Raw genomic sequence first — 24,828 nt, forward strand, 5'->3', positions numbered from 1 at the left:
GAGCCAGGATCAAACTCTCCAATAAAGAGTAAGATTAGCTCTTAAAGTTAAAACGTTGGCTAGTGTATTTTTCAACACTAATCATTTTTTGTTGACGTATGATTTGTTTAGTTTTCAAAGAACAAATTTGTTGGAGCGGGTGATGAGAATCGAACTCACGACATCAGCTTGGAAGGCTGAGGTTTTACCATTAAACTACACCCGCATATTAATATTTTATTAAGATGGTCGGGAAGACAGGATTCGAACCTGCGACCCCTTGGTCCCAAACCAAGTGCTCTACCAAGCTGAGCTACTCCCCGTTATTCAAAATGGCGCGCCCGAAAGGAGTCGAACCCATAACCTTCTGATCCGTAGTCAGACGCTCTATCCAATTGAGCTACGGGCGCTCTTTTTAAAGAAGCAACTTTTATATAATATCATAACCACATTTTAATGTCAAACATTTTTCTGTAGTTATTTCTTGGTGCGGCCGAGAGGACTTGAACCTCCACGGGGTTGCCCCCACTAGGCCCTCAACCTAGCGCGTCTGCCATTCCGCCACGACCGCTCATTAAGAGCGATAGAATATATTATATATGATTTCTCACAGTTATTCAACTGGAAATGAATGGTGCGGGTGAAGGGAGTCGAACCCCCACGCCTTGCGGCGCTAGATCCTAAGTCTAGTGCGTCTGCCAATTCCGCCACACCCGCATAATAGAAAGTTATTTTGCTGAAGCAAAATACTTTGGTGAGCCATGAAGGACTCGAACCTTCGACCCTCTGATTAAAAGTCAGATGCTCTACCGACTGAGCTAATGGCTCGTACAATTTGAAAAATACCTTAAAATAAAAAATGGCTGGGCTAGCTGGATTCGAACCAACGCATGACGGAGTCAAAGTCCGTTGCCTTACCGCTTGGCTATAGCCCAACAATATGGCGGTCCCGACCGGGGTCGAACCGGCGATCTCCTGCGTGACAGGCAGGCATGTTAACCGCTACACCACGGGACCATTTTTGCTAGTATAATAATTTGAAAGTGACCCCTACGGGATTCGAACCCGTGTTACCGCCGTGAAAGGGCGGTGTCTTAACCGCTTGACCAAGGGGCCATATTTTTTTTAAAAAAAGTGATGAAAGTTACTGGCGGAGAAGGAGGGATTTGAACCCTCGCGCCGGTCACCCGACCTACACCCTTAGCAGGGGCGCCTCTTCAGCCTCTTGAGTACTTCCCCAAAATGGCTCCACAGGCAGGACTCGAACCTGCGACCGTTCGGTTAACAGCCGAATGCTCTACCAACTGAGCTACTGTGGAATAAGAAAAGTGTTCGTGTCGTAATCTCGACTCTTTATATTATATTGAGCCAAGCTGTGAAAGTCAAGGGGAAATTTCAATTACTTATTTCCACTCATATCAGTCACGGAATAATAATTTAACATCATTTTCTCCAACTGTCAAACAGGAATTTCAATTAACTTCCCCTGGCACTTTCCACAAACATACTTTGATATATTGATCCTTCTTTTTCTCCTATATTGCAGAGCGCATCCAGAGCACTGATATATCCGAACAGTCTTTGCTGATTTAACTTCAGGGCGATTTGGGAGAGTAGAACAAAATCGTGGTGCATTCACTTTTTTAAGAAGTGTTTTAAAGTCATGATCTCTGTGCTGATAGCCTTTTCCCTCTAAATGCAAATGATAATGACATAACTCATGCTTAATGATACCAATTAATTCTTGCTCTCCAAGCTGTTCTAGATAACTTCGATTAATTTCAATATTATGAGACCTTAACATATAACGTCCACCTGTTGTTCGAAGACGGGAATTAAAAAAAGCAGTATGTCGAAATGGCTTGTTAAAGAACCGCAAGGAAATTTCCTCAACTAATCTTTGTAACTCTTTATCCTCCATACTCCCACCTCCGTTCCTAACTAAATAAAATTATATGAACATGACAACCCATTATAGCATACATTGAATATACCCCTTGAAATTTGTGCTAGGAGGTATGTCTATGCCTACTTGGTTTCAAAATCAGATGCAGAAAGCATTTTTAGAGAAAAATGCCTATCAAATAAAACTTCTTAACCAATGTTGGTTTTTTTACAGAAAAAAACACCGTTCATCTTGATAACGAATTTAGATTAGTGGTGCAAACATTATAAAACTCATATGAAAACGCACTTGAATTCACGATATCATTCACAGTGCGTTTTTTATTGCTTATTTTGTCTTTTTTAACAAAGGAAATCACAAGGTATGAAGTAATTATTGGCTGGTGTGTGAATCATTTGTAATTTAGTCCGTGGAATATGCTGAGATTACAAAGCTTTTATGGGCACGTAAACTCCTTTAGACTTAGCAGACTGGGCGAACCACGTAGTGGCGAAGCTCCCTGTAACGCATTTAAATAAGACATCTAATTTTTTGAACATAGTAACCAGTAATAAGAAACATAAGCGGAGATTTTTCGGTTAGACTACTGAATTGAGCTTGATTCGGGGTATATAAGCGGAGTTTTTCCGACTAAGCAAAAGAAAATCATCCAATTTCACGTTTTTTAAGTCAATAGTCGGAAATTTTCCGTCTATTTTAGCTTTTTCCAGTGCAATTTCCTAAATAAGAGAAATATCTCCGCTTATTTCAAACCCGCTTTAGCAGCTAACTAACTTTCGGGTGCTTTAGTAAATAAAGAAATCCAAAAAAGGATTAGAAAGATTTACATCTCTAATCCTTTTTGACTGTGAAATATACTGTAAATGATTTGGTCTACTTTTACCGTTTGTATCTCACAAGTAAACCCGTTACCATCGTGAACGCTATTTCTTTTACCTTTAATTCTGTAGCATCGTTAAAGCGACTCTACCTTTTTGTTGATCAACACTATCCACCCACACGGTTACTACATCTCCAACTGAAACAATATCGAGCGGATGCTTAACAAAGCGATTGCTTAGTTTCGAAATATGAACAAGCCCGTCTTGCTTTACTCCAATATCAACAAACGCTCCAAAGTCCACTACGTTTCGGACGGTTCCTTGAAGTTCCATTCCCGCTTTTAAATCTTCAAGTTTTAATACATCTTTCTTTAATAGTGGCGCTGGAAGTTCGTCACGCGGATCTCTTTCCGGTCTAACTAACGCATCGAGAATATCCTTAAGGGTTAATTCTCCAATCTCAAGCTCTGCCGCAATAGCTTTTATATCAACAGCTGATAATGTTGTTTTTAGTGCTTCAGAACCTAGGTCAGCTGATGTAAAACCTAATTTACTTAGGAGATTTTTAACTGCTTGATAATTTTCCGGATGAATCCCTGTGCGGTCAAGCGGCTCTTTTCCATCGATTACACGTAGAAACCCGATGGCTTGCTCATATGTTTTTGCACCTAACCTCGGGATTTTCTTTAACTGTGTTCGATTGACAAACTTCCCTTCTTCTTCTCGTTTCTTGACGATGTTGGTTGCTACTGTTTTCGAAAGACCAGCAACATATTGAAGCAATGAAGCAGAAGCTGTATTAACGTTCACACCTACCTGGTTAACTGCGGTTTCCACGACAAATGTTAATGACTCAGATAATCTCTTTTGAGACACGTCATGTTGATACTGTCCGACACCAACCGATTTCGGATCTATTTTAACTAATTCAGCTAACGGATCTTGCAAGCGTCGGGCAATGGAAACTGCACTTCGTTCCTCAACCTGAAAATCAGGGAATTCTTCACGCGCTAAGTCAGAAGCAGAATAAACACTGGCACCCGCTTCGTTCACAATTAAATAATAAATCTCTCTCTTTTGTTCTTTAAGCATATCTACTACAAACTGCTCTGTTTCCCGGGAAGCAGTCCCATTTCCCACTGCTACCATCTCAACTTCATAGGTCTCAATGATTTCTTTAAACTTTTTCTCAGCTTCTTGTTTCTTCGATACAGGTGGATGAGGATAAATCACATCTATTCGAAGGACCTTCCCTGTTTCATCCACTACAGCTAACTTACATCCTGTTCGATACGCTGGGTCCACACCAAGAACTACTTTTCCTTTTAAAGGTGGTTGGAGCAGAAGATTTCTTAAATTTTCAGAGAATATATGGATCGCTCTTTCTTCTGCTTTTTCAGTTAGCTCATTACGAATTTCTCTTTCTATTGAAGGTTGAATTAATCTCTTATAACCATCTTCAACGGCCTCAATAACTGTCTCAACAACAAAGGAATTAGAATTCTTAATCCATTTTTTCGTTAAATAATCCATGTTACGTTCAACATTCGGCTTAATCGCAACACGTAGAACATCTTCTTTCTCTCCCCGGTTGAGAGCAAGCGTACGATGGGGAACTACTTTGCTAATAGGCTCTGAATATTCGTAATACATCTCATAAACTTTTTTCTCGTCTTTTTCCGTATCCTTAACGGTAGCTTCAACAAATCCAGATTTAGCTGTCTCACTTCTAACCCATTTTCGTGAATCTGCATCGTCTGAAACCCACTCAGCGATAATATCCTTCGCCCCATTTATGACTTCTTCAATAGATTGGACCTCGAGTTCGTCCGACAAAAATTCACTCGCTTTCTCTTCTATTGACCCATTTACGGGGAAGGTTACTAACCATTCCGCAAAAGGCTCTAATCCTTTTTCCTTCGCGACAGTTGCCTTTGTGCGTCGTTTTTGTTTATACGGACGATATAAGTCTTCAACCTCTTGCAGCTTAATGGACTTTTCTATCTGACTTTTTAACTCTACCGTCAGCTTCCCTTGTTCTTCAATAATCCGAATAACCTCTTCTTTTCTTTGCTCAAGGTTTTGTATGTATTGCCAACGTTCCATAATGTCACGAATTTGTACCTCATCCAATGCTCCCGTTTGTTCTTTACGGTATCTTGCAATGAACGGTAACGTGTTTCCTTCTTCAAGCAATGAAATAACATTGTTCACTTGTTTGAAATTTAAATTTTGCTCTTTGGCTACCGTTTGTAAGAGTTCCTTACGCTTATCTATTGTTTGATCCAATGTACGTTTCCTCCAACATGAAAGTCTTTTTCCTTATTTTATCAAAAATTTCAAGTGCAACAAAATGAATGATATGCACAAAAAAAGAGTTACCCCATTATGTACAGGTAACTCTAATGCAATGTCCCTATAATAAATGTAGAATCATCCATTTTCGAAGTGAACCGCTCCCTAAGTTGGTTCGCAATGCATTCATTCGACAACCCGGAACTTAGTAGGGATTTTACTCCATTTGGGGTGATGCCATCCGAATGTATAAGAAATTTTGAGTTTGCTTGATAAAAGTATCTCTTTGTATTAAATCTTACCGGTCTTCCAGATAAATATCCTGAGACTGGTAGGGGGTAAGTTAGTTCACCTTTATCAGAATATAAAAAGAAACGAATATTCCCTACACAACTATAGTGAAATTCTTTTGTTTGAAAAAAAACCTTTAGTACAGCTACCGCAGCTCCTCTTTTTTGAAAAAGAGCCTGATTGCATTTTTTCATTAACTCTTCAACATCTTCATGATGATATTGTTGGACCACATCAACCACAGCTGAAGATGCCTCATTTGCAAGTTTCCCACTGCCCAGACCATCCGCGACGACACAGGTAAAATAATCATCTTGGAGAACGTAATAATAGCTATCTCCGCATTCATACTTACCTTCCTTAGTTGTTTGTTGAACAATCACTTCTATTGGCTGCGTCACGATAAGCACTCCGAGCTGTTATGATCTGAACGTATGGCATCTTGAAGCTTTTTAATCGCTTTTCTCTGCAATCTTGAAACATGCATCTGTGAAATACCTAATTTTTCGCCAGTATCTTTTTGACTCAGATTATCCAAATACGTATATTGAATAATCTCCCTTTCTCTGTCTGTTAGAACATGTAGAACCTTGTCTAGTACGAGCTTTTGATTCACTTTTTCATATCCCTCATCAATGTTCCCTACGACGTCCAATAAGGTGACCGTTCCTCCATCCGAATCAGCCTCAATGGAATGGTCCACAGACAATGCCTGATAACTTCTTCCCATCTCCATTGCTTCAAGTATATCCTCTTCAGTTTCCTGCAAGGCTTCAGCAATTTCACATACTTTGGGCGAACGCTGGAGGGTAGTTGTTAACTCTTCAACCGTTGCTTTAATTCTCGGTCCCAGTTCTTTGATTCTTCTTGGAACATGGATACTCCAAGTTTTATCTCTTAAAAACCGCTTGATTTCTCCCACAATGGTAGGTACTGCAAAAGCTTCAAAGCTTCTCCCAAAGTCCTCATCGTACCTTCGAATAGCACCTAAAAGACCAATATTCCCCACTTGGACAATGTCCTCATGATAGGATTTTCCTTTTGAGTACTTTCGGGCAATCGTTTCAACCAAGCTTTTATAATGTAGAACCAACTGATTTTGGGCTTCATCATCCTGATTCTGCTGATAAGCTTTAATATATCGATGAATTTCTTCTTTTGATAGCGAATTAGGTTGAGATTTGTTCTGCATTCCTCTCCACCTGCTCCCCTTCTAGGTATTTGGTCATAAAAACCGTCACACCTTCATTCTGATGAATAATAACTTCATCCATCAGCGTCTCTATCAAGTAAAGCCCTAGGCCTCCTTCACGCATAAACTCAACCGGTTCATTCCCATGATAAGGACCTACTTTTTCTCGAGCCGATTGAAAATCGAAACTCTTTCCGCTATCAGCCACGATGACTTCCAGTCGATCGCCATATGACCCAAATCCGATTGCAACTTCTCCAAGCTTTCCTGTTTTATAGGCATGCTGCACAGCATTGGTTATCGCTTCACTTGTAGCAATCTTCAAATCTTCAATTTCGTCAAACGAAAAGCCCATTCGACTTGCAATGGCAGATAATGTTAACCGAATCACACCTACGTATTCCGGTTTAGCAGGAATTTTCATTTCAATGTAGTCACAAACTTCCGTCATTTTGGTTCACCCTCAATCTGGCTAATATTCATAATATCAGCTAGCCCGGTGATCTCAAAAAGTCTCTTTAACCGATCAGAAAGTCCAACTAACTGAAATTTCCCATTACTTGAGCGCACATTTTTAAACGTCCCCACAAACACACCTAAGCCTGTGCTATCCATATATTCTACTCCAGAAAGATCAATCATCATGTCCACTCCGTTTCTCTCGGACAGAGGAAATAGTGTTTCTCTTAGCTTCGGTGCCGTATAAACATCAATTTCCCCTGTTACATGAACAACAACACGACCATCACTCTCCGTGATATCTAACTTTATGTTCATATTCCCCACCTCTTTACAAGTCAATTGCTCTTATTCGATACCCTGAAAAAATAGTACTTAAACATTTCTTTTCAAGATTATTAACGTAAAATCATCTCGCAATTGAAAGTGTTGGAGCTTTTCTAGCTCTTTATATATGTTGGTTACAATCTCTTGTGCTGGTAAATGGATATATTTTTTTATATAAGAGATTAATGTTTCTTTTTCGATAAACCCTTCTTCTGACCGACATTCTGTAACACCGTCTGACATCAAGATAATCATGTCTCCCACATTTATTGCTTGCTCATACTGCTTATATTTCGTCCGTTTTTCTACTCCTAACAACAAACCCTTTGCCTCAATTTCAATAAATTCTCCCGATTGCGCTCGGTATAGAAAACCCGGCTCATGACCAGCAGAAGAATAGGCAAACGTATGCTTTCTTGGATGATACACACCGTAGAACATGGTGATAAACATACTAGGATCGACATTTTGTTCAACGACCCGATTAAGATTTTCTAGCACCTTACTCGGTTCTTGTTGATTATCTGGTTGACTATCCATCGCATATTTGATCATGGACATACACAACGCCGCTGGAATTCCCTTCCCAATCACATCGGCAATAGCAATACTGATGTTATTGGTTTCATCTTGAACAAAGTGATAATAATCTCCATTCATATGCTTGGCAGGAACACTAATTGCACCTATATCAAGCCAAGGAACCGATGGGACATTGGTTTCTAATAAGGTTTGTTGAACATTTGCCGCAATCTCCATTTCCGTTCTTAGTTCCTGCTGCTTATGGCGCAAGCTTTGATGCTCTCTATAAGCAAGACCGTAGCCTAACATCACTTCTAGTAACATATCAAAGGAGAGCGATACTTCTTCTGGTAAATCCGGAACCATTTCATGCATAAGTGTTTTATGTAAACTGATGATTTCCTCAGGAGAGATTCGATGCTCGATAGACTTTCTACTGAACTTTTGGCCCTGATATAGAACTTGTTCAGAAGGGTCGTTTATGTACTTCTCAAGTATGTGCCGATATTTTGTCTCCATCAATTCTCGGAAATCCATAAATGTTCCCCCTAACGTACCCACTTAGTTGCCGTTATCTCTGTTCCATTACCTGGCGTTGAGTTAATCCCAAACTCATCCATCAAGCGTTTGACACCTGGCAATCCAGCTCCTAAACCACCTGAGGTAGAATATCCATCCTCCATTACTTGCCTTATATCCTTTATACCAGGTCCATTGTCTATCGCCACTACCTTCAATCCCGCTTTACCGCTTTCATATAGTTTTTCAATGCAGATTTGGCCCTGACCAGCGTATAAATAAATATTTCTCGCTAATTCACTAATAGCAGTCGTGATTCTGGCCTGATCGACAGTTCCAAATCCAAGCTCTTTTGCCACATTTCGGCCTAGCTGCCTAGCTGCAACGATGTCCCATTCATTAATGATTTTTACGCAGGATTGGATTCCCATACGGTTATTCCCCCAATTCCTGATGTAATTTCTCCAAACCTTTTTCTAGATCCAAAGCTGTTAGGACATCATCTAAACCAATTCCTAATTCTATAAGAGTAATCGCCACCGCTGGCTGAATACCTGTAATGACAACTTTAGCACCCATAAGTTTAGACATATTAATTACATCACCAAGCACCTTTGCGATGAATGAATCAATAAAATCAATTGAAGTTATATCAATCACTACACCATTTGCGCTTGTTTCGTGTATTTTATGTAGCAAATCTTCCTGAAATTGAAGGGCCGTTTGATCGTCCAATTCCCATTGAATCGATACTAGTAAGCAATTGTGTAATTTTAGAATTGGTATCCTCAATTTTCTCCCCCCGTGCTGATAATCTTCTTGTTCATTATTTCAAGGGCTGACTCGATTCCCTTTTTTAGTGTATTTTTTGTTGTAATCTGATTTAAATTAATCCCAAGATTGACGATGGTTTGTGCTATTTCCGGACGAATCCCGACTAGCATACATTTAGCCCCAACTAGCCTAACTGCATCGGCAGCTTGAATAATATGATGAGCGACCATTGTATCAACGACCGGAACACCCGTAATATCTATAAGAACCACTTCTGAGCGATTTCTAACCACTCCATTTAACAAGTTTTCCATGATCTGTTTTGCCCTCTCGGTATCTATTGTCCCAACAAGTGGCATAACTGAAATGCCATCAAACACAGGAATTAAAGGAGCGGACAATTCTTGAAGAGCGATTTTTTGAAGTGATACCGTGCGCTCCCATGTTGAAGAATATACATTAACAATTTCGTTTGTCATCGGACTTATCCAGTTATCAAAGTCATAAATGATTTCCATTCGGTTCTTTTCATTTACAATGCCTGTTGCACTCATTCCTTCAAAAGCAATCCTTGCAAAATCTCGTAATCCGTCCGTAACAAAACTTAAAGGCCACGCAAGCCTAACTACTTTTTCAGCAAACTCTACAAGCTTTTCACTATACTTTTCATCAGAATCTTGTAGATTTGAAACAATTAGATCTATGAACTCTCGGCTTGTCCCTACGAATACTTGGTCAGAAACTACCTTTAAAACCCGTTCATCTGACTTTTCCTTCATGCTCTCGATCCACTTTGTAAGTATTTCTTCCCGATTCGTTTGAATATACTGTTCAATATCTTTGTTCATTATATCCTCCCAATTTTAACATGATAGGTTCTTTCATAACGGATTGTCTTTAAACTGTAACGTAAGCTTAAAACCCCATTTTTGTACCTATCAGTAATGATATCAATTTTATGCGAAAGCTTAAACTAATTATGACAATATTGCGACTTTGTTATATACCCTTTTTTTCGAGTATCTAAACATAGAAGAGCCCGCCATAGCAACGTATGTACCGGAATCAAAAAAAGGATAGCACTATAGGCTATCCTTCTTTTGCACATTATGATTTCTTTTTCATACAATAAAAAAACGCCCTTAGTAGAGCGTATTTTTTAGAATTCAATTAGACCTAGGCTAATTTGTAAAGCTTCGTCCACTTTCTCCATCATTTCGTCATCGAGATGAGTGATCTTATCGGTCAGACGTTGTTTATCAATTGTACGAATTTGTTCCAACAGGATAACTGAATCTCGTTCGAAACCATAGCGTTTCGCATCAATTTCAACGTGAGTAGGCAGTTTCGCTTTCTGAATTTGAGCTGTAATGGCTGCAATAATCACTGTGGGACTGAACCGATTCCCGATATCGTTTTGGATCACAAGAACTGGACGAACGCCACCTTGCTCGGAACCAACAACTGGGGATAGGTCTGCAAAATAAACGTCACCACGTTTGACAATCAAAGGATTATCCCCCACTTACTAGACGTTCAACTGTGTGTTCTGCCTCATACTCTGCTTGAAACGCTTCTGAAGCAATTGTTAAGTTGATCTTCGCCATCTCCATGTAGCCTCTTCGCATGGATTCACGAATTTGTCTCTTTTTCCGCTCACGCAAGTACATTTTAGTAGCTTGATAAATGAATTCGCTTCTGTTCACATTCTCCTGTTTCACAAAACCATCCAATTCGGTTAAAAGATGTTGCGGTAATTTCACCATAATTTCTGTTGTTGCGCTGGACTCAGACACAAACATACACCTCCACCATCACTACACACCATTTTATCTCTACCATATTTTATAATAACACCAATCCACAACAATGCAAAGGGGCAATAAGTCATACTTCAATATTATCCACCAAAAAAATACCCTTTTATTCATGATGTCTCCAAAGATTCATAAATATGGTTCTTTTTCTATAAATCCTTATTCTAAAAGGGTTTCAACTATACATACGAATGTAAAATATCATTTCTTTGCTCAATCATTTTTCCATATTTTTTATAAATTCTAGGCACACGACTTGAAATCATACAAGGAATTTCATAATTGATTGTTTCTAGTTTTGATGCAATTTCATTCATTGAAATGCTAAGTGCTTCTTGTTCGCCAATCAGCGTAACGAGTGTTCCAACGGGAAGTTCTTTAGGTAATCTAACCATGCATTGATCCATGCAGATCCGACCGACAATCGGTACTCGTTCTCCTTCAATCAGCACCTCTTGTCCATGTAGCTTTCGGATCCAACCATCTGCATAACCTATTGGCAACGTGCCTATCCACTCAGGCTCACGAGCCGTATACGTGGCACCATAGCTAACCGAATCCCCTTTTTCTAACTTTTTCACATGAATAAGCTTTGTTTGAAGAGAAAATGCCTGTTGTAACGGAAACGGTAGCAATGACTCCATTTCTAATGATGGTGTGAGCCCATACATCCCAATGCCAAACCGAATCGCGTTAAATGAAGCTTCACTAAAACGAATGGATGCTGCACTGTTGCTCGCATGGATCATGTCCGGTTTCACCCTTAAATAGGATAAAAGCTCATGAAAACGCGAGAGCTGCTTTTGAAAATAGCCCTCCTCTAGCTCATCCGCCGTAGCAAAGTGAGTATAGATTCCCTCAAAAAGAAAACATTCACTTGATTCTAGTAGCTCTTCAATGAATGTTAATTCTTCCCTTGAACGGACACCAATTCTTCCCATACCTGTATCAAGTTTTATATGAATAGATAATTTTTCTCCCTCACCTAACATTCCCTTTGCTTGTTGTAACCATTCATATCGAAATACAGTTAATGTAATATTATTTTTAACTGCGACTGATGAATCTTCCGGACGACTGGCTCCTAATACAAGGATTGGAGCTGTTACTCCTTTTTTCCTAAGGGCAATCGCCTCATCTAAAAACGCAACGGCCAAAAGGGTGGCCCCTGCTTCTAAAGCCGCTCTTGCTACTTGTACATCTCCATGACCGTATGCATTAGCTTTAACAACCGCGATTATTTGTACGTCATTTGGCAAATGTTTTTTTAACTGCGTAACATTATACATAATTTTATCTAAATCAACTTCTGCCCATGTATCTCGATAAAACAAAGTCATTTCTACACTTCCTTCTACTTCCGGTCTTACATATACATACGATTATCGAATCCTTACCGTCGATTGTCAACTTTCTTTCTCTATGCAAAAGAACAGGCTCCACAAAAGGAAGCCTGTTGATTATTTATTTACTTACATCCCCTTGTACTTCTACCGATCTGGCTAACATGGCCATTTCTTCTTCGGATAAGTCATTAGAGGCAAGCATGTAATCTACACCTTGATACGTCCATGAAATCGTATTTCCTGACATAGCACCAATTGTAAAACCAAGATCAATCGGTTCCCCAGAAACTGTGGTTGATGTAACTGACGCTTCAGCGACAATGGCTTTTTCCTGTACAAGCGTGAAGCTCTTTTCACCATCATAAGTTAAAATCACGCGTTTACCATTTTCAGTTTTCACTTCTTTTTCTTCGATTAAGTCCACACCAGCAATCTCTTGTGATGGATACATTACCGTGAACTCTGCATCTTTTACATTTGACATAACAGGAACTTCTAGCTGGGCACCTGTCATATTTTTAGCCATATCAAAATCCTTCGCATCAAAGCTAGCATCAAATTTAACATTTGTAAATTCGACGGTTACTAATGCCTTTCGATCAGGATCCATTACTTTTACACTTACAGGTGTTAAATCCTTTTTAAACGTAATCTCTTGGTAAGGAAGCATCTTGTTGTTTTGATATCTAGTCTTTGTTTCAAATACATAATGATCCTTAGTTGCACTAAATTTTGCTTCCTTATCAGCAATAATATCTTCAATCAGAGATTCATACAAATACGCCTGGCTGCTATTTTCCGGCCAATCACTTTGGAAGCGGAAGCTCTTGTTAAGGGCTGGTGTTAACACAAACACTCCATCGTCATTACGTAAAATCATTTGACTTTGGTCTTTTTGAGCATTCTTTAAATTTACTCGATAGTACGTAGGAGCTTTGTGCCAAATTTGCACATCATACGTTTGTGGCTCAGTTCCCATTTGCAAAGTCATAGTGGCATCTGCCTTATACCCTTTCAAACTTTCAACCTTCCCGCTTAAATCCTTCACCACATCCTCTTGTGATTTAGATCCACAGGCGGCTAACATAAGTACTGCCATTAGCCCGGCGAATAGCAATAATAATTTCTTCCTCATTCCTTCAACCCCTTTAGTTTCATTTCTTCGTAGTAAGAAGGGTGAGGGAAGGATATGAACTCTTACGGTTGTTTAGTAACCGCTAAAGAAACTCGCCGCCATCCCTCGCTCTTCTGTTGCACTATGAATATATGAGACAACCTTGGGGAATATGTCCAACGATTAGAACAAGCTATTTATTTTTTTCAATGACCACCTGCGCAACCGCATACTCTTTACTATGTGAAATGGAGAGGAAGACGCCCTCACTAAAGGGTTTTATAATCATTGGCTGTCCTTTTTCATCCGACTGAATTTCTATGTCTAAAAATGATAACGATTCACCAATCCCCGTTCCAACTGCCTTAGAAAAGGCCTCCTTTGCAGCAAATCGCCCGGCTAAGTATTCCGTTTTCCTTTTACCGTTATATGTATGATATTTGTCTTTTTCTTTATGTGTTAGTATTCGATCGACGAACTTACTTTGTCTTGCACTTAGCTCCTCAATTCGAGAAAGCTCAACGATATCAACACCTATTCCCGAAATCAAACGTAGCAACTCCTTCTAAATAGTTATTAAGATGCATATGGTGTACAAACTGTAGAGTAATCACGTGTATTATAAATACAAAACAGTTATGATAGTAAAAATAATGAATATATTGGAGGGTACTTATGTTTATCCGAACGGAGAGCTTTAAAGATTTCACCCGTTATTACCCCATTATAACCGGTATTGTCTTTATTCATATTGTTTTGTACTTACTACTGTTTCTCCCCTTCTTTCCAGGTGGGTTGATTTTTGAAAGATTTGCGGGAGTGAATCTTTATATAATGGAAGGTGAGCTTTGGAGACTTGTGACTCCTATCTTTCTACATAGTGGGTTTGCACATCTATTATTCAATAGCTTTTCTCTCGTTTTGTTTGGCCCTGGACTCGAGCATATACTCGGAAGGAAAAGGTTTATCATCCTTTATTTATCCACAGGAATCCTAGCAAACATTGCCACCTTGATGTTAAAACCATTAACTTACACCCATGTCGGGTCAAGTGGAGCCATCTTCGGATTGTTCGGTATCTACTTAGCCATGATTTTTTTTCGAAAAGAAATGCTTTCTCGAGAGAACACACAGGTTGTGTTGGCCATTGTCGTAATTGGAGTCATCATGACATTCGTTAATGCAAATGTAAATGTGACGGCTCATATTTTCGGTCTTCTTGCAGGTCTTATTCTTGGTTCCTTTGCCATCGATCGCGGAAGAGAGCTTACCTCCTCCTTTCAAAGAATCACCAAAAGAACTCTCACTTCTTCCGGCAGCCCCAGAAAGTGGAGTCCCACGTCCATTCTGCTTGCATTGCTTATTTTCTTAGCATTGATTGGATTATTAAGCAGATAAAAAGCGCCTCAAAAAGGCGCTTTTTGGCTATGTGAATACCATTGATAAATCTCTCTGGCATCCTCCTTTTCAATATCAACAATCGTTCCTCCGATTGCTCCCATCCCCGATTTAATGAGGCTTGTCATCGTGGCAAGATTCTTTCTTTTTTGAAAGATACTTTCTTTGTAGTCCAGTGATTGCACATTAGGCTTTTTCATAAATAGTGTATGCTTAATTAAGCCTCGATATTGGATATTTAACTGCTGACCCTCAATACTCCATCCCGCATCCTTATATATTAAATATGACCAGGCACTAGAGAACACGAAAAGCATAATCGACAGTAAACCCCATAGTTTAAAAATGGTTATCGCAGCGATCACCAATGGAACAACCACCAATGATCCACGGAGCAAATACCTTGGAAGGGATCGCTTCGGCGGCTTATTAAATGTCTGTGAAGTCAATGAAATCGGAAGATGCTGCTGCAGGATATGAGCAACCTGCACTTTTTTCACAGCGGGTAGTAAAAGCACCTTCGACCCCTCTGTGTTTCTTACAGAACCACCCGCACTAATAATATAAACCGAACATAATCCAAAGGGCTGCCTTAGAATATTTTCTGAAATACGAACGGCTTGGATTCGATTCAACGGAATGGTGATTTGTCTCTTTTCTAACAAGCCCCTTGATATAATGATTTCACTTTCTGTTTTCTTAACGGTAAATTGAGCGAATTTCACCATCGTTCCAATTAATGCTACTATCCAAGCAAGTAAGAACCCTAGAAAGACGAGTACAGCAACGATAACGATACCATTTGATATCATCTTCTCTACTTCACGATAGGCACTCTCATAAGGGATCAGATCATCTAATTGAGACAAAAAGGCCACCATGGCTGAAAGAACCACTCCCACCCCACCAGAGGTAGTAGCTAACAACAGAAGTTCTTTAGAGGTAATTTTATAAATCACATGTTCTTCTACTGTATCTTCCACTTTTGTATCGACAGCCTCTTCTGCAAGCTTGTTCTTAGCCTGGGCAATCGTTTCTTGTATCCAATTCGCTTCTTCCTTTGTAATGGCAGTAAGAACCGCCTCAGCATCCGCTGCACCACTCGATCCAGCTGTTTCTACCTTCACTTTTACCAGACCAAAGGGCCGGTGGAGGATTCCTTCAGAAAAATCAAGACTTTGAATACGATCAAATGGGATGTACCGCTTCTTTCTTACTAGTAAGCCATACTCCATTCGTAGCTCCTCCTCTTCCAATCGGTAGGAGAAACGGAGCCAATTTAATACTCCCAGTCCAAGTACCACAAGCACGACAGCAATGGAACCTACAAAAAACCAAAGGTCTCCCTCTGATGCCCTTGATCCAAAAACAAAGAAGGCAACAAAAGGGACAATAAGCTCTTTAAGCTGTTTGAAAAAATTCGTCACTGCTGATATGGGATGAAGTCGTTTCGAATTAGACATCTTCATCCGCCACCCTAGCTAATCTTGAAATAAATAAACGAAGCTCCTCTGCCTCCTCCATAGGAAGAGCAGGGATTTCGTGCACGGTTGCCGCTGTAGACACGTCAACGGTAGCAAGTCCATACCTTTTCAAAAGAGGTCCCTGCCTTGTATCAACATGTTGTACCCTGATCATCGGGACAAGCGTTCTCTTTACAACAAACACCCCTTGTTGGAGCTCGATTTCTTGCTCTCTTACCTCATAGCGCCACCTTTTCCAGCGTAGCATAGGAAATAAATACACGTATAAATAGACATGTAAAATGGCTACTGCAATCCCAGCTATTGGGATCCAAATGGGCCAGGAGAATATACTTGAAAGCGATATGACTCCCCCTGCCAAAATCGCAACAATGACAGAGGAAAAGGCTCCTGTCATTCGCCATACCGAAAGGGCCTTGTCTGAAATTCGTTTCTGTGGTTCATTCATATTTGCAAGTTCCCCCTACTCCATATAAGCTCTTCTCACTTTCATACGGTTTGAGCAGGAAATAAGTTTCATTATTGTATTTCAAAACTTGATTGATCCAACCAACTTATGCTATTTTCTCCCTTTAAATCCTCCACTAGTTGAAATAGAGCGGCATCCTTTTTTTTCGCTTCAATCATACAATGTATCTCACCAATAGATCCTTTAATCGTATGTAAAAAACGCAAAAACATTTCAGGGTCAATGGTATCCGCATGGGCACGATATTCTTTCTCAGACTTTGGGCTAGAGATATGCATTTTTATGGGTAACTTTGATAAACTCCAAGTCGACAGAACACGATTCCATTCCTTTTCCCAGTCTGGATTTTCATGATTCGCTAAATGGTGGTGATAGTCGAATACTAAAGGAATCCCTAGCTTTTCGCATAAATACAACGTATCTTCGAGGTGAAAGGTGATATCATCATTTTCCAACATAATCATCCGCTGAATAGAAGTCGGAACATATGCCCAGTTATGTATAAACTGCTCAAGAGCTTTTTCTTTATCCTTATAGGCCCCACCTACATGCATAACACAACGGTGCTCAGGGTCAATTCCCATTCCTTTGAGCAAGGCTTCATGCATCGCAAGGGTTTTTATCGAATTATTTAATATGTCGGTGCTTTTGGAGTTCAATAGGACAAAATGATCAGGATGGAAATCCACTCGCATCGGATGATCTTGTAAATATTGCCCGATTTCTTTTAGGATACCTTTTAACGGTCTCATATACTTCCAGTCGGTCAATTCCTCATGATTAGCAAGCGGAATGAGCTTGGAACTAAAGCGGAAAAAATGGATCTCATTTGCTACATTATGCTTAAGAAGTCGTAGGCAGTTTGTTAGATTGTTAACTGCTATTCGCTCAAGCTTCTGAATCGCTGCTTCCCGGTCAGAAATTTGCGAGAATTGTTTATACGTCATCGTCTGTGAAGGAGACGCATTTTGCAGCTCCATGCTCATCGCCACATACCCAAGTCGAACAATCATTTTTCAGATCACCTTCGTTATCATGTTTTTGCATAGTTTATGGCAATTGAGCTGTAGTATGTATGAGATAAAGAGGAGTCGCTAAGGTTAGCCCCGACTTGCATAAGACGAATCTTCACAGGAGGTCTGCCTTCTTGAAGTCAATTTAGAAATTATATCCTGTAATAACCTTTATGGACGCGCGAGCTGGAATTCGGTTGCTTTTACACGTCATAAATACACACTTATGACGCCTGTGACCGGAAAAACAGGTGCGTTCACGTTATAAGTAATCGTTTATGACGCGCCAGCTGGAATTCGATTGCGTTTACACGTCATAAAAACTCACTTATGACGCCTGTGAACGGAAAAACAGGTGCGTTCACGTTATAGTTATCGTTTATGACGCGTGAGCTGGAATTCGAATGCGTTTACACGTCATAAAAACTCACTTATGACGCCTGTGACCGGAAAAACAGGTGCGTTCACGTTATAAGTAATCGTTTATGACGCGCGAACTGGAATTCGCATGCGTTTACACGTCATAAAAACTCACTTATGACGCCTGTGAACGGAAAAACAGGTGCGTTCACGTCATAAGTAATCGCTTATGACGCGCGAACTGGAATTCGCATGCGTTTACACGTCATAAAAACACACTTATGACGTGTAAACTAGGAAAACAGTTGCCTTAAACGTCATATAAAAAACCCCTAGCTTTCCAGCTAGGGGTTCAAACACATTTAACGATTATAGCTATTCGATCTTGAATCCGTTCTGTTAGAGCCACTGTGGTTCGAACGGCGATTGCCTTGACCTTGACCCTGTCTTGGCTTGTAAGAACCTTTGCTTCTATTCTTAGAATCATACTTTCCACGGCGGTCATTGCTACGGAAATCTTTTTTCATTGGTAATGGTTTCTCTTCCGTTAACGTCACCGGTGTTGAATCCGGCTCCTTCGTTAGCATTTTGAGAACCGCTGCCACGATTGTGGATGCATCTTGTTGTTCTAAAAGCTCATCCGCCGCCTGCTTGTAATATTGTAAGTTCTCAGATTCGATCGATTGGAGAATTTTTTCGATGGCTGCTTTTTGCTGTCCTTCTAATGCCTCATCTAAAGTTGGAGGGACCATTTTATCCATCTTTCTCTTGATCGTTTTTTCTACCACTGATAGGTATGATTTTTCTCTTGGCGTAATTAACGTCATCGCCATACCTGTTTTACCAGCTCGGCCTGTACGACCAATACGGTGTACATAGCTTTCAGGGTCTTGTGGAATATCGAAATTGTACACGTGAGTAACACCAGAAATATCAAGTCCACGTGCAGCAACATCTGTTGCCACTAGCACATCAATCGACCCTTCTTTAAACTTTTTCAAAACAGACATACGTTTCGCTTGGCTTAAATCACCATGAATTCCTTCAGCCATATACCCGCGTAAATTTAAGGCTTCTGAAAGCTCATCAACTCTACGCTTTGTACGACCGAATACAATCGCAAGCTCTGGCGCTTGAATATTCAATAGGCGCGTTAAGATATCAAACTTACTCTTTTCCTGAACTTCTACGTAAAATTGTTCAATGGCAGGGACTGTCATTTCCTTCGCTTTTACTTTAACAACTTCAGGATTCTTCATAAACTTCTCAGCCATACGTTGGATCGGTGCAGGCATCGTTGCTGAGAATAATAGAGTTTGACGCTCCTCTGGAGTTTGGGCAAGAATAGACTCAATATCCTCAATAAAGCCCATGTTTAACATCTCATCTGCCTCATCCAATATCACTGTGTGTACATTTTCAAGGCGAAGCGTTTTTCTGTTAATGTGATCAAGAATTCTTCCTGGAGTTCCTACAATGATTTGAGGGAATTTTTTCAAAGCACGAATTTGTCTATTGATATCTTGCCCACCGTAAATAGATAGAACTCTTGCTCGTTTTCCGTAGCCAATTTTGTATAGCTCTTCAGATACTTGGATCGCTAACTCTCTTGTTGGTGCAATAACAATTCCTTGTACTACATTCGAGTTAACATCAATCTTATCGATTAAAGGAATTCCAAAGGCAGCTGTTTTTCCTGTTCCCGTCTGTGCTTGCCCGATCAAGTCCTTGTTTTCCAAGCTAAGTGGAATGGTTTGTGCTTGTACCGGAGTCGCTTCCTCAAAGCCCATTCTCTTTAACGACTTCATCGTTGCTGGACTAATACCTAAATCTTGAAACTTTGTCATCAATGTTACCAATCTCCTTTTGTAACGAAAAATATTATCCCGTGTCCACTTTCCCCGGCGTAAGGGGGACGAAGTGAAACTTTCTCTGCATACGGCATCTTATGAAAAGTGCTCTTTAGGTAAATAAGAGCAATCAGAAGTTTCACTATGTATAAGGTAATTTAGCATCTATAAGTCAGGTAACACACCCAACCGTCTTAATCACTATAAAGTGAACAAGTATATAAAAGTGAAAAAAGACATTCCCCAAGTGGAGTATGTCCGAAAGTTATCCTTCTCGTTGTCACTTTGAAGTTATCTTACCATCTTAAGGAACTGAATGCAATGAAATAGGTCTCCTCCTATTCCTCCCCTTTAAGAAACGATAACACTTCTTCAAACAGCTCATTTCTTTCCTCGCAGTGGCAAATCAGGTGCTTCGCATTCTGATAAAAAACGATTTTCTTTTCCGTCGCACTGATTCTTTCAAAAAGGAAACGAGCACTTTTTGGAGGAACAATTCCATCCACATTGCCTTGTGCAATAAAGGTTGGGATATGAATCTCAGGCAGCAACGGTCGAACATTAGTTACCAATCGTCTAAATTGCATCGTCGCTGCTAATGGCGTTTCTTTTATTTTTCGTTTATAGCGGAGAAACATTTCATTTTCTAATAATCCACCTCTAAACGTATCTTTCACCATTTCTTTTATATCTAATGCCAATTGCTTTGGATTCATATAATAGGCAGCCGCACTCAACAAAACAAGCTTATCGACCGGATAATGAACCGCTAAATAGCTAGCGATCATTCCCCCCATTGAAAAACCAATCACATACACTTCATCACATGTTTCTAAAAGAGACTGTAATTCTCTTTCCGCGTGATCAATCCAATCATGGTAGGCGACTCCCTTAAGTTGTAGGGTTTCACCATGTCCTGGAAGAGTTGGTGTAACGATTCGCCAGTCTGTATGTTTCTGTAAAAATAAAACTAACGGCTCCACCTCAAAAGGTGCACCGGTAAAACCATGGATACATAGACAACCAATCACCTTTTCTCCCCCTTTACCAATTACTTTACATTTCTATTTTACACCCTATTTCTGTAAAAGGAAGATTTATTATTGTAATTTTACACTTTTAGAGAGGATTCGGGTTTAATTAGCCATTGGTTATATTTATTCTCCAATGATTTCTGCTATTCGTGAGAGTCATAATGTAGTAGGATGATAGAGTAACGCTTTAAAGAAAGGATGTTATTATGACTCTTCCATACAAAATGATTGTGTTAGATTTAGACGATACTTTGCTCAATGACGAACATACTCTTTCAAAAAGAAACAAAGAAGCTTTAATGGCCGCGCAAGAGCTTGGGGTGAAAGTGGTTCTGGCTTCTGGCCGACCAACATTCGGAATGGTTTCGATTGCGAAGGATTTACAACTAGATCAATACGGAAGCTATATACTTTCCTTTAACGGCTCAAAAATCATAAACGCTAAAACCCATGAAGAAATGTTTAATTCTACACTCTCAAGTGAAATGGCTCACCGTCTATACGACTTGAGCAAACGCGAAGGTGTGGGTATTTTATCTTATAAAGATGAATCCATTGTCATTGAAGAGGCCAACGAATATGCAGATATTGAAGCCACAATTACAGGTCTTCCTATGCAAATCGTTGATCAATTCAAGGCAACCATCACAGAGCCTGTTGTAAAAGCCATGATGCTTGCACATCCAGATATTCTTGTAAATGTTGAACAAACACTTATTAAGGAAGTAGGAGAGGAAGTAAGTGTGTTCCGTTCGAAGCCTTTCTTCTTAGAATTTACCGCTCTGAACGTGACAAAAGGAACAAGCCTCCATCAATTAACTCAAAAGCTTGGCATAAAGGCTGAAGAAGTAATCGCGATCGGTGATAGCTACAACGATATTACGATGATTGAATTTGCCGGCCTTGGCGTCGCGATGGGGAACGCACCAGACGCGATTAAAGATATTGCTAATCACGTAACCGACACAAACAACAATGATGGTGTGGCTCAAGTGGTTGAGGATTTTATTCTTTCGAAGGTAGAAATCGTAACTAAGTAAATAACAAACGTCCCGGAACTTTTCCCCGGGACGTTTGTTCTATCTATTTCTGCAACTCATGAACTACTTCTTCTAGACGCATTCCTCTCGATGCTTTCACAAGCAAAAGAGTCTTATCGTCCGTGTATTTCTTTAATTCGGAAATCAAATCCGGTTTACTTTCATAAGCTTTTACTCGATCCTCTGGGAGTATAGACTTTGCTCCCTCTGCTATGAATTGACCGAGCTTCCCATATGTAAATACATAGTCGATTGCTGCCTTATTCACACCAGACCCGATTTCATAATGGAAATTCTCTTCATTTGGGCCAAGCTCCAGCATATCACCGAGAACAAGAATCTTTTTCTCATAACCAGAAAGAGTGGTTACCAAATCGATTGCTGCCCTCATGCTAGTTGGACTCGCATTATAAGCATCATTGATGATTTTCTCACCTTTCGCTCCAGGAACAAGCTCCATTCGCATGCTTGTCAGTTTCAATTGAGCAAAGCCCTTATTCATCTTTTCAAATGGAACATCAAAGTAGTTCGCAATGAGCATGGACCCTAAAGCATTTAAAATATTATGGGTACCAAGAACCGGCAAATGAAACTCCCCATCCACTTTATTCATCGTAAAGGTACTGCCGTCATCCTTTTGGTCGATTGATACCGGGTATAAGGTGTTTTCACTAGAACGACCAAATGTTTGGAGCTTTGCACTTCCCTCATAATGTGATAGTCCTTTACGTAGAAGTGGCTCGTCTCCATTATAAACAATCAAGCCATTCTCATTGATTCCTGAAATGATCTCGAGCTTTGCTTTCGCAATATTTTCCCTGCTACCTAAGTCCTGTAAGTGGGATTCTCCGATATTTGTCACAATCACCACATCTGGTTTTGCTAGCTTTGACAAAAACTCAATTTCCCCTAGTGCACTCATTCCCATTTCAACAACGGCAATATCCGTGTCCTCTTCAAGTCTTAACAATGTTAAAGGCAAGCCAATATGATTATTAAAATTCCCTTCCGTCTTTTGTACCTTATAGGAAAGAGAAAGGAGGTTCGCGGTCATATCCTTCGTTGTCGTTTTCCCGTTACTACCTGTTATGCCTACTACTTTAACATGAAGCTCATTTCGATAACTACGTGAAAGCTGCTGTAAGGCCTCTAATGTATTTTCAACGATTAGAATCGGAAGTCCAACAGGTGGGTTAGGCACATCCTTTTGCCATAGTGCGGCAGCCGCACCATCTTGAATAGCCGCTTCTACAAATTGGTGACCATCCGAATGGGCCCCTTTAAAAGGGACAAATAAATTCCCCTTATCTATCTTCCTCGAATCAATCGAGACTCCAGAAATCTCGACCTGTTCAAACGGACCCACTTCATTTATGACCGTCATCATTTCCGATAGTTTTTTAATGGTTCTTTTTATCACTCTCGTTCCTCCTACTCATTCCGATAATGAAGGAAAACACGGCAATTACTTGCCGTGCCTCCATTAAAACGTATACTTGATTTTTTGCTTTTCCGCGTGGCGCTCTTTGGCAAGGTCCACTAGCTTTTCAATTAACTTTGGATATTCTACGCCAGTATGCTTCCATAGCAGAGGGAACATGCTAAACGGCGTGAATCCTGGCATCGTATTCACTTCATTAATATAAGCCTTCCCGTCTTTTGTTAAAAAGAAATCCGCACGAACTAGTCCTGAGCAATCCAGTGCTTTGAATGCTTTTATCGCTAATTCCTTCAACTGGCTGTACTCTTCCTCACTAATTTCAGCTGGAATGATTAAAGCTGTATTTCCATCTTCGTATTTTGCTTTATAATCGTAAAATTCAACCTTAGGTACAATTTCTCCAGCAACCGAGCATTCAGGGTCATCATTTCCTAATACAGCAATTTCGACTTCTCTTGCTGTCACCCCTTGCTCGATAATGATTTTACGATCAAATTGGAAAGCTTCTTTACATGCTAGTGCAAGATCCTCACGGTTGGAACATTTGCTAATTCCAACGCTAGATCCAAGGTTTGCTGGTTTAACAAAACAAGGATAGCCAAGCTCTGCCTCTACCTGATTATAAGCTTCTTCTGTGTTTTGTTCAAAACTGCTGCGGATAAAAGATACATAGTTCACCTGTGGCAAACCAGCTTGAGCAAATACATTTTTCATTAATACTTTATCCATTCCTACAGAAGAAGAGAGAACTCCATTTCCTACATACGGAAGGTTTAACAGTTCTAGTAATCCTTGGACGGTACCATCTTCCCCGTTCGGACCATGAAGAAGTGGGAAAATGACATCATAGCCAGCTTCTTCCCCTTTGCTTGATAACGCTGGTGTTAAAGAGGTTGGCGGGAGAGCATCACCTTCTGTAAAAATTAATTCTTTTACCGTTTCAACCGGGCCAGTTAATAGCCCGCCACTTACCCAGCTACCACTTTCCGTTATATAAATAGGATGTATTTCAAATTTGCTATGATCAAGCGCATTAATGACTGCTAATGCTGTTTGTAACGACACTTTATGTTCAGCAGATTTCCCACCGTATAATAACCCTAACTTCGTTTTCATAAACGTACCTCCATATAGTCATTGCCTTTACTATTTTACCACTATCTATTTTAAGAAAGGAACCGTACTTCTGTGCATTTATGTAGTTTTTTTCCCTAAGCCCTTCGTTCTATACCTATGTCATAACTAGCTTGCTTCACAACCTTTTTCCTATTACCAAAATAAAAAGACGCATAAATTTATGCGCCTCAAATTTTAAAGGTGTTTTCCGCTCCAGGCGCTTGCTTTCCAGGAGTCAAGCGCCTCGAGCTCCAATCGACT

The 24,828-nt window shown here is 40.0% G+C and carries 25 protein-coding genes and 11 tRNA genes; 3 read left to right on the forward strand and 33 right to left on the reverse strand.

Features of this window, described 5'->3' with window-relative positions:
- Window positions 1-131 precede the first annotated feature (131 nt).
- From ACVBAX_RS21785 to ACVBAX_RS21840, 12 genes are all read right to left on the reverse strand, one after another.
- A tRNA-Gly gene (locus tag ACVBAX_RS21785) sits at window positions 132-205 on the reverse strand.
- A 20-nt stretch (window positions 206-225) separates the two neighbouring features.
- Window positions 226-302: transfer RNA gene (locus ACVBAX_RS21790), tRNA-Pro, on the reverse strand.
- Window positions 303-312: 10 nt separating this feature from the next.
- Window positions 313-389: transfer RNA gene (locus tag ACVBAX_RS21795), tRNA-Arg, on the reverse strand.
- Between the two features lie 75 nt (window positions 390-464).
- A tRNA-Leu gene (locus tag ACVBAX_RS21800) sits at window positions 465-550 on the reverse strand.
- Window positions 551-611: 61 nt separating this feature from the next.
- A tRNA-Leu gene (locus ACVBAX_RS21805) sits at window positions 612-696 on the reverse strand.
- A 35-nt stretch (window positions 697-731) separates the two neighbouring features.
- A tRNA-Lys gene (locus ACVBAX_RS21810) sits at window positions 732-807 on the reverse strand.
- A 32-nt stretch (window positions 808-839) separates the two neighbouring features.
- Window positions 840-914, reverse strand: a tRNA-Gln gene (locus tag ACVBAX_RS21815).
- Between the two features lie 6 nt (window positions 915-920).
- Window positions 921-996: transfer RNA gene (locus ACVBAX_RS21820), tRNA-Asp, on the reverse strand.
- 27 nt (window positions 997-1,023) lie between these two features.
- Window positions 1,024-1,095: transfer RNA gene (locus tag ACVBAX_RS21825), tRNA-Glu, on the reverse strand.
- A gap of 32 nt (window positions 1,096-1,127) precedes the next feature.
- Window positions 1,128-1,218, reverse strand: a tRNA-Ser gene (locus tag ACVBAX_RS21830).
- Between the two features lie 4 nt (window positions 1,219-1,222).
- A tRNA-Asn gene (locus ACVBAX_RS21835) sits at window positions 1,223-1,298 on the reverse strand.
- Between the two features lie 140 nt (window positions 1,299-1,438).
- Complete coding sequence (locus ACVBAX_RS21840; RefSeq protein WP_430776754.1) at window positions 1,439-1,900, reverse strand: SprT family protein; 462 nt, start codon at window positions 1,898-1,900, stop codon at window positions 1,439-1,441.
- 103 nt (window positions 1,901-2,003) lie between these two features.
- Between ACVBAX_RS21840 and cmpA the strand changes: the two genes are divergently transcribed.
- Window positions 2,004-2,120 (forward strand): cortex morphogenetic protein CmpA, encoded by a 117-nt coding sequence (gene cmpA, locus ACVBAX_RS21845; protein ID WP_119706371.1) that lies wholly within the window; start codon window positions 2,004-2,006, stop codon window positions 2,118-2,120.
- A 703-nt stretch (window positions 2,121-2,823) separates the two neighbouring features.
- On the opposite strand, the gene ACVBAX_RS21850 is transcribed toward cmpA, so the two are convergent.
- The 14 genes from ACVBAX_RS21850 to acpS form a co-directional block, all read right to left on the reverse strand.
- The gene (locus ACVBAX_RS21850; RefSeq protein WP_447118821.1) at window positions 2,824-4,995 is read right to left on the reverse strand and encodes a Tex family protein; all 2,172 of its coding nucleotides are present in this window, start codon (window positions 4,993-4,995) and stop codon (window positions 2,824-2,826) included.
- Between the two features lie 113 nt (window positions 4,996-5,108).
- Complete coding sequence (locus ACVBAX_RS21855; protein WP_447118927.1) at window positions 5,109-5,696, reverse strand: PP2C family serine/threonine-protein phosphatase; 588 nt, start codon at window positions 5,694-5,696, stop codon at window positions 5,109-5,111.
- Window positions 5,690-6,484, reverse strand: a complete 795-nt coding sequence (gene sigB / locus ACVBAX_RS21860) for an RNA polymerase sigma factor SigB (protein WP_447118822.1) — start codon at window positions 6,482-6,484, stop codon at window positions 5,690-5,692. Before sigB ends, ACVBAX_RS21855 begins: the two co-directional genes overlap by 7 nt.
- Window positions 6,462-6,935: an anti-sigma B factor RsbW gene (rsbW, locus tag ACVBAX_RS21865; protein WP_447118823.1), complete on the reverse strand. Its 474-nt coding sequence runs from the start codon at window positions 6,933-6,935 to the stop codon at window positions 6,462-6,464. Before rsbW ends, sigB begins: the two co-directional genes overlap by 23 nt.
- A complete protein-coding gene (locus ACVBAX_RS21870; protein WP_447118824.1) occupies window positions 6,932-7,261 on the reverse strand; it encodes an anti-sigma factor antagonist in 330 nt (109 codons plus the stop codon). The genes rsbW and ACVBAX_RS21870 overlap by 4 nt, the downstream gene beginning before the upstream one ends.
- Before the next feature lie 57 nt (window positions 7,262-7,318).
- Window positions 7,319-8,329, reverse strand: a complete 1,011-nt coding sequence (locus tag ACVBAX_RS21875) for a PP2C family protein-serine/threonine phosphatase (RefSeq protein WP_430776749.1) — start codon at window positions 8,327-8,329, stop codon at window positions 7,319-7,321.
- 11 nt (window positions 8,330-8,340) lie between these two features.
- Window positions 8,341-8,742 (reverse strand): anti-sigma regulatory factor, encoded by a 402-nt coding sequence (locus tag ACVBAX_RS21880; RefSeq protein ID WP_430776748.1) that lies wholly within the window; start codon window positions 8,740-8,742, stop codon window positions 8,341-8,343.
- Between the two features lie 4 nt (window positions 8,743-8,746).
- Complete coding sequence (locus tag ACVBAX_RS21885) at window positions 8,747-9,103, reverse strand: STAS domain-containing protein (RefSeq protein WP_066060023.1); 357 nt, start codon at window positions 9,101-9,103, stop codon at window positions 8,747-8,749.
- Window positions 9,100-9,933, reverse strand: a complete 834-nt coding sequence (locus ACVBAX_RS21890; protein ID WP_430776747.1) for an RsbT co-antagonist protein RsbRA — start codon at window positions 9,931-9,933, stop codon at window positions 9,100-9,102. The genes ACVBAX_RS21885 and ACVBAX_RS21890 overlap by 4 nt, the downstream gene beginning before the upstream one ends.
- A gap of 311 nt (window positions 9,934-10,244) precedes the next feature.
- Window positions 10,245-10,595 carry a type II toxin-antitoxin system endoribonuclease NdoA gene (gene ndoA, locus ACVBAX_RS21895; protein ID WP_019156408.1) on the reverse strand — a complete coding sequence of 117 codons (351 nt, stop codon included), beginning with the start codon at window positions 10,593-10,595 and terminating at the stop codon, window positions 10,245-10,247.
- 4 nt (window positions 10,596-10,599) lie between these two features.
- Window positions 10,600-10,881 carry a CopG family ribbon-helix-helix protein gene (locus tag ACVBAX_RS21900; protein ID WP_066060032.1) on the reverse strand — a complete coding sequence of 94 codons (282 nt, stop codon included), beginning with the start codon at window positions 10,879-10,881 and terminating at the stop codon, window positions 10,600-10,602.
- 200 nt (window positions 10,882-11,081) lie between these two features.
- Complete coding sequence (gene alr, locus ACVBAX_RS21905; protein ID WP_447118825.1) at window positions 11,082-12,242, reverse strand: alanine racemase; 1,161 nt, start codon at window positions 12,240-12,242, stop codon at window positions 11,082-11,084.
- Window positions 12,243-12,366: 124 nt separating this feature from the next.
- On the reverse strand, window positions 12,367-13,383 hold the full coding sequence (locus ACVBAX_RS21910) for a LolA family protein (protein ID WP_447118826.1): 1,017 nt from the start codon (window positions 13,381-13,383) through the stop codon (window positions 12,367-12,369).
- A 172-nt stretch (window positions 13,384-13,555) separates the two neighbouring features.
- Complete coding sequence (gene acpS / locus ACVBAX_RS21915; RefSeq protein ID WP_430776744.1) at window positions 13,556-13,912, reverse strand: holo-ACP synthase; 357 nt, start codon at window positions 13,910-13,912, stop codon at window positions 13,556-13,558.
- Window positions 13,913-14,037: 125 nt separating this feature from the next.
- On the opposite strand from acpS, the gene ACVBAX_RS21920 reads away from it, so the two are divergent.
- A complete protein-coding gene (locus tag ACVBAX_RS21920; RefSeq protein WP_447118827.1) occupies window positions 14,038-14,760 on the forward strand; it encodes a rhomboid family intramembrane serine protease in 723 nt (240 codons plus the stop codon).
- A gap of 8 nt (window positions 14,761-14,768) precedes the next feature.
- Here ACVBAX_RS21920 and ACVBAX_RS21925 read toward each other — a convergent pair whose 3' ends face one another.
- The 5 genes from ACVBAX_RS21925 to ACVBAX_RS21945 form a co-directional block, all read right to left on the reverse strand.
- Window positions 14,769-16,223: a PH domain-containing protein gene (locus ACVBAX_RS21925; RefSeq protein WP_447118828.1), complete on the reverse strand. Its 1,455-nt coding sequence runs from the start codon at window positions 16,221-16,223 to the stop codon at window positions 14,769-14,771.
- The gene (locus tag ACVBAX_RS21930) at window positions 16,216-16,692 is read right to left on the reverse strand and encodes a PH domain-containing protein (protein WP_430776741.1); all 477 of its coding nucleotides are present in this window, start codon (window positions 16,690-16,692) and stop codon (window positions 16,216-16,218) included. The genes ACVBAX_RS21925 and ACVBAX_RS21930 overlap by 8 nt, the downstream gene beginning before the upstream one ends.
- A 71-nt stretch (window positions 16,693-16,763) precedes the next feature.
- Window positions 16,764-17,726, reverse strand: coding sequence for a UV DNA damage repair endonuclease UvsE (uvsE, locus tag ACVBAX_RS21935; RefSeq protein ID WP_447118829.1), 963 nt, complete (start codon window positions 17,724-17,726; stop codon window positions 16,764-16,766).
- A 722-nt stretch (window positions 17,727-18,448) separates the two neighbouring features.
- On the reverse strand, window positions 18,449-19,933 hold the full coding sequence (locus ACVBAX_RS21940) for a DEAD/DEAH box helicase (protein ID WP_430776739.1): 1,485 nt from the start codon (window positions 19,931-19,933) through the stop codon (window positions 18,449-18,451).
- 341 nt (window positions 19,934-20,274) lie between these two features.
- The gene (locus ACVBAX_RS21945; protein ID WP_430776738.1) at window positions 20,275-20,967 is read right to left on the reverse strand and encodes an alpha/beta hydrolase; all 693 of its coding nucleotides are present in this window, start codon (window positions 20,965-20,967) and stop codon (window positions 20,275-20,277) included.
- A 209-nt stretch (window positions 20,968-21,176) separates the two neighbouring features.
- Here ACVBAX_RS21945 and ACVBAX_RS21950 point away from each other — a divergent pair, with 209 nt between their 5' ends.
- Window positions 21,177-22,010 carry a Cof-type HAD-IIB family hydrolase gene (locus ACVBAX_RS21950; protein WP_447118830.1) on the forward strand — a complete coding sequence of 278 codons (834 nt, stop codon included), beginning with the start codon at window positions 21,177-21,179 and terminating at the stop codon, window positions 22,008-22,010.
- 43 nt (window positions 22,011-22,053) lie between these two features.
- Here the strand turns inward: ACVBAX_RS21950 and ACVBAX_RS21955 are convergent, their stop codons facing one another.
- Together ACVBAX_RS21955 and ACVBAX_RS21960 are read right to left on the reverse strand one after the other, a co-directional pair.
- Window positions 22,054-23,430: a UDP-N-acetylmuramoyl-tripeptide--D-alanyl-D-alanine ligase gene (locus ACVBAX_RS21955; protein WP_447118831.1), complete on the reverse strand. Its 1,377-nt coding sequence runs from the start codon at window positions 23,428-23,430 to the stop codon at window positions 22,054-22,056.
- Between the two features lie 63 nt (window positions 23,431-23,493).
- A complete protein-coding gene (locus ACVBAX_RS21960) occupies window positions 23,494-24,567 on the reverse strand; it encodes a D-alanine--D-alanine ligase (RefSeq protein ID WP_447118832.1) in 1,074 nt (357 codons plus the stop codon).
- Window positions 24,568-24,828 lie beyond the last annotated feature (261 nt).

The sequence above is a fragment of the Robertmurraya sp. GLU-23 genome (assembly GCF_052983275.1).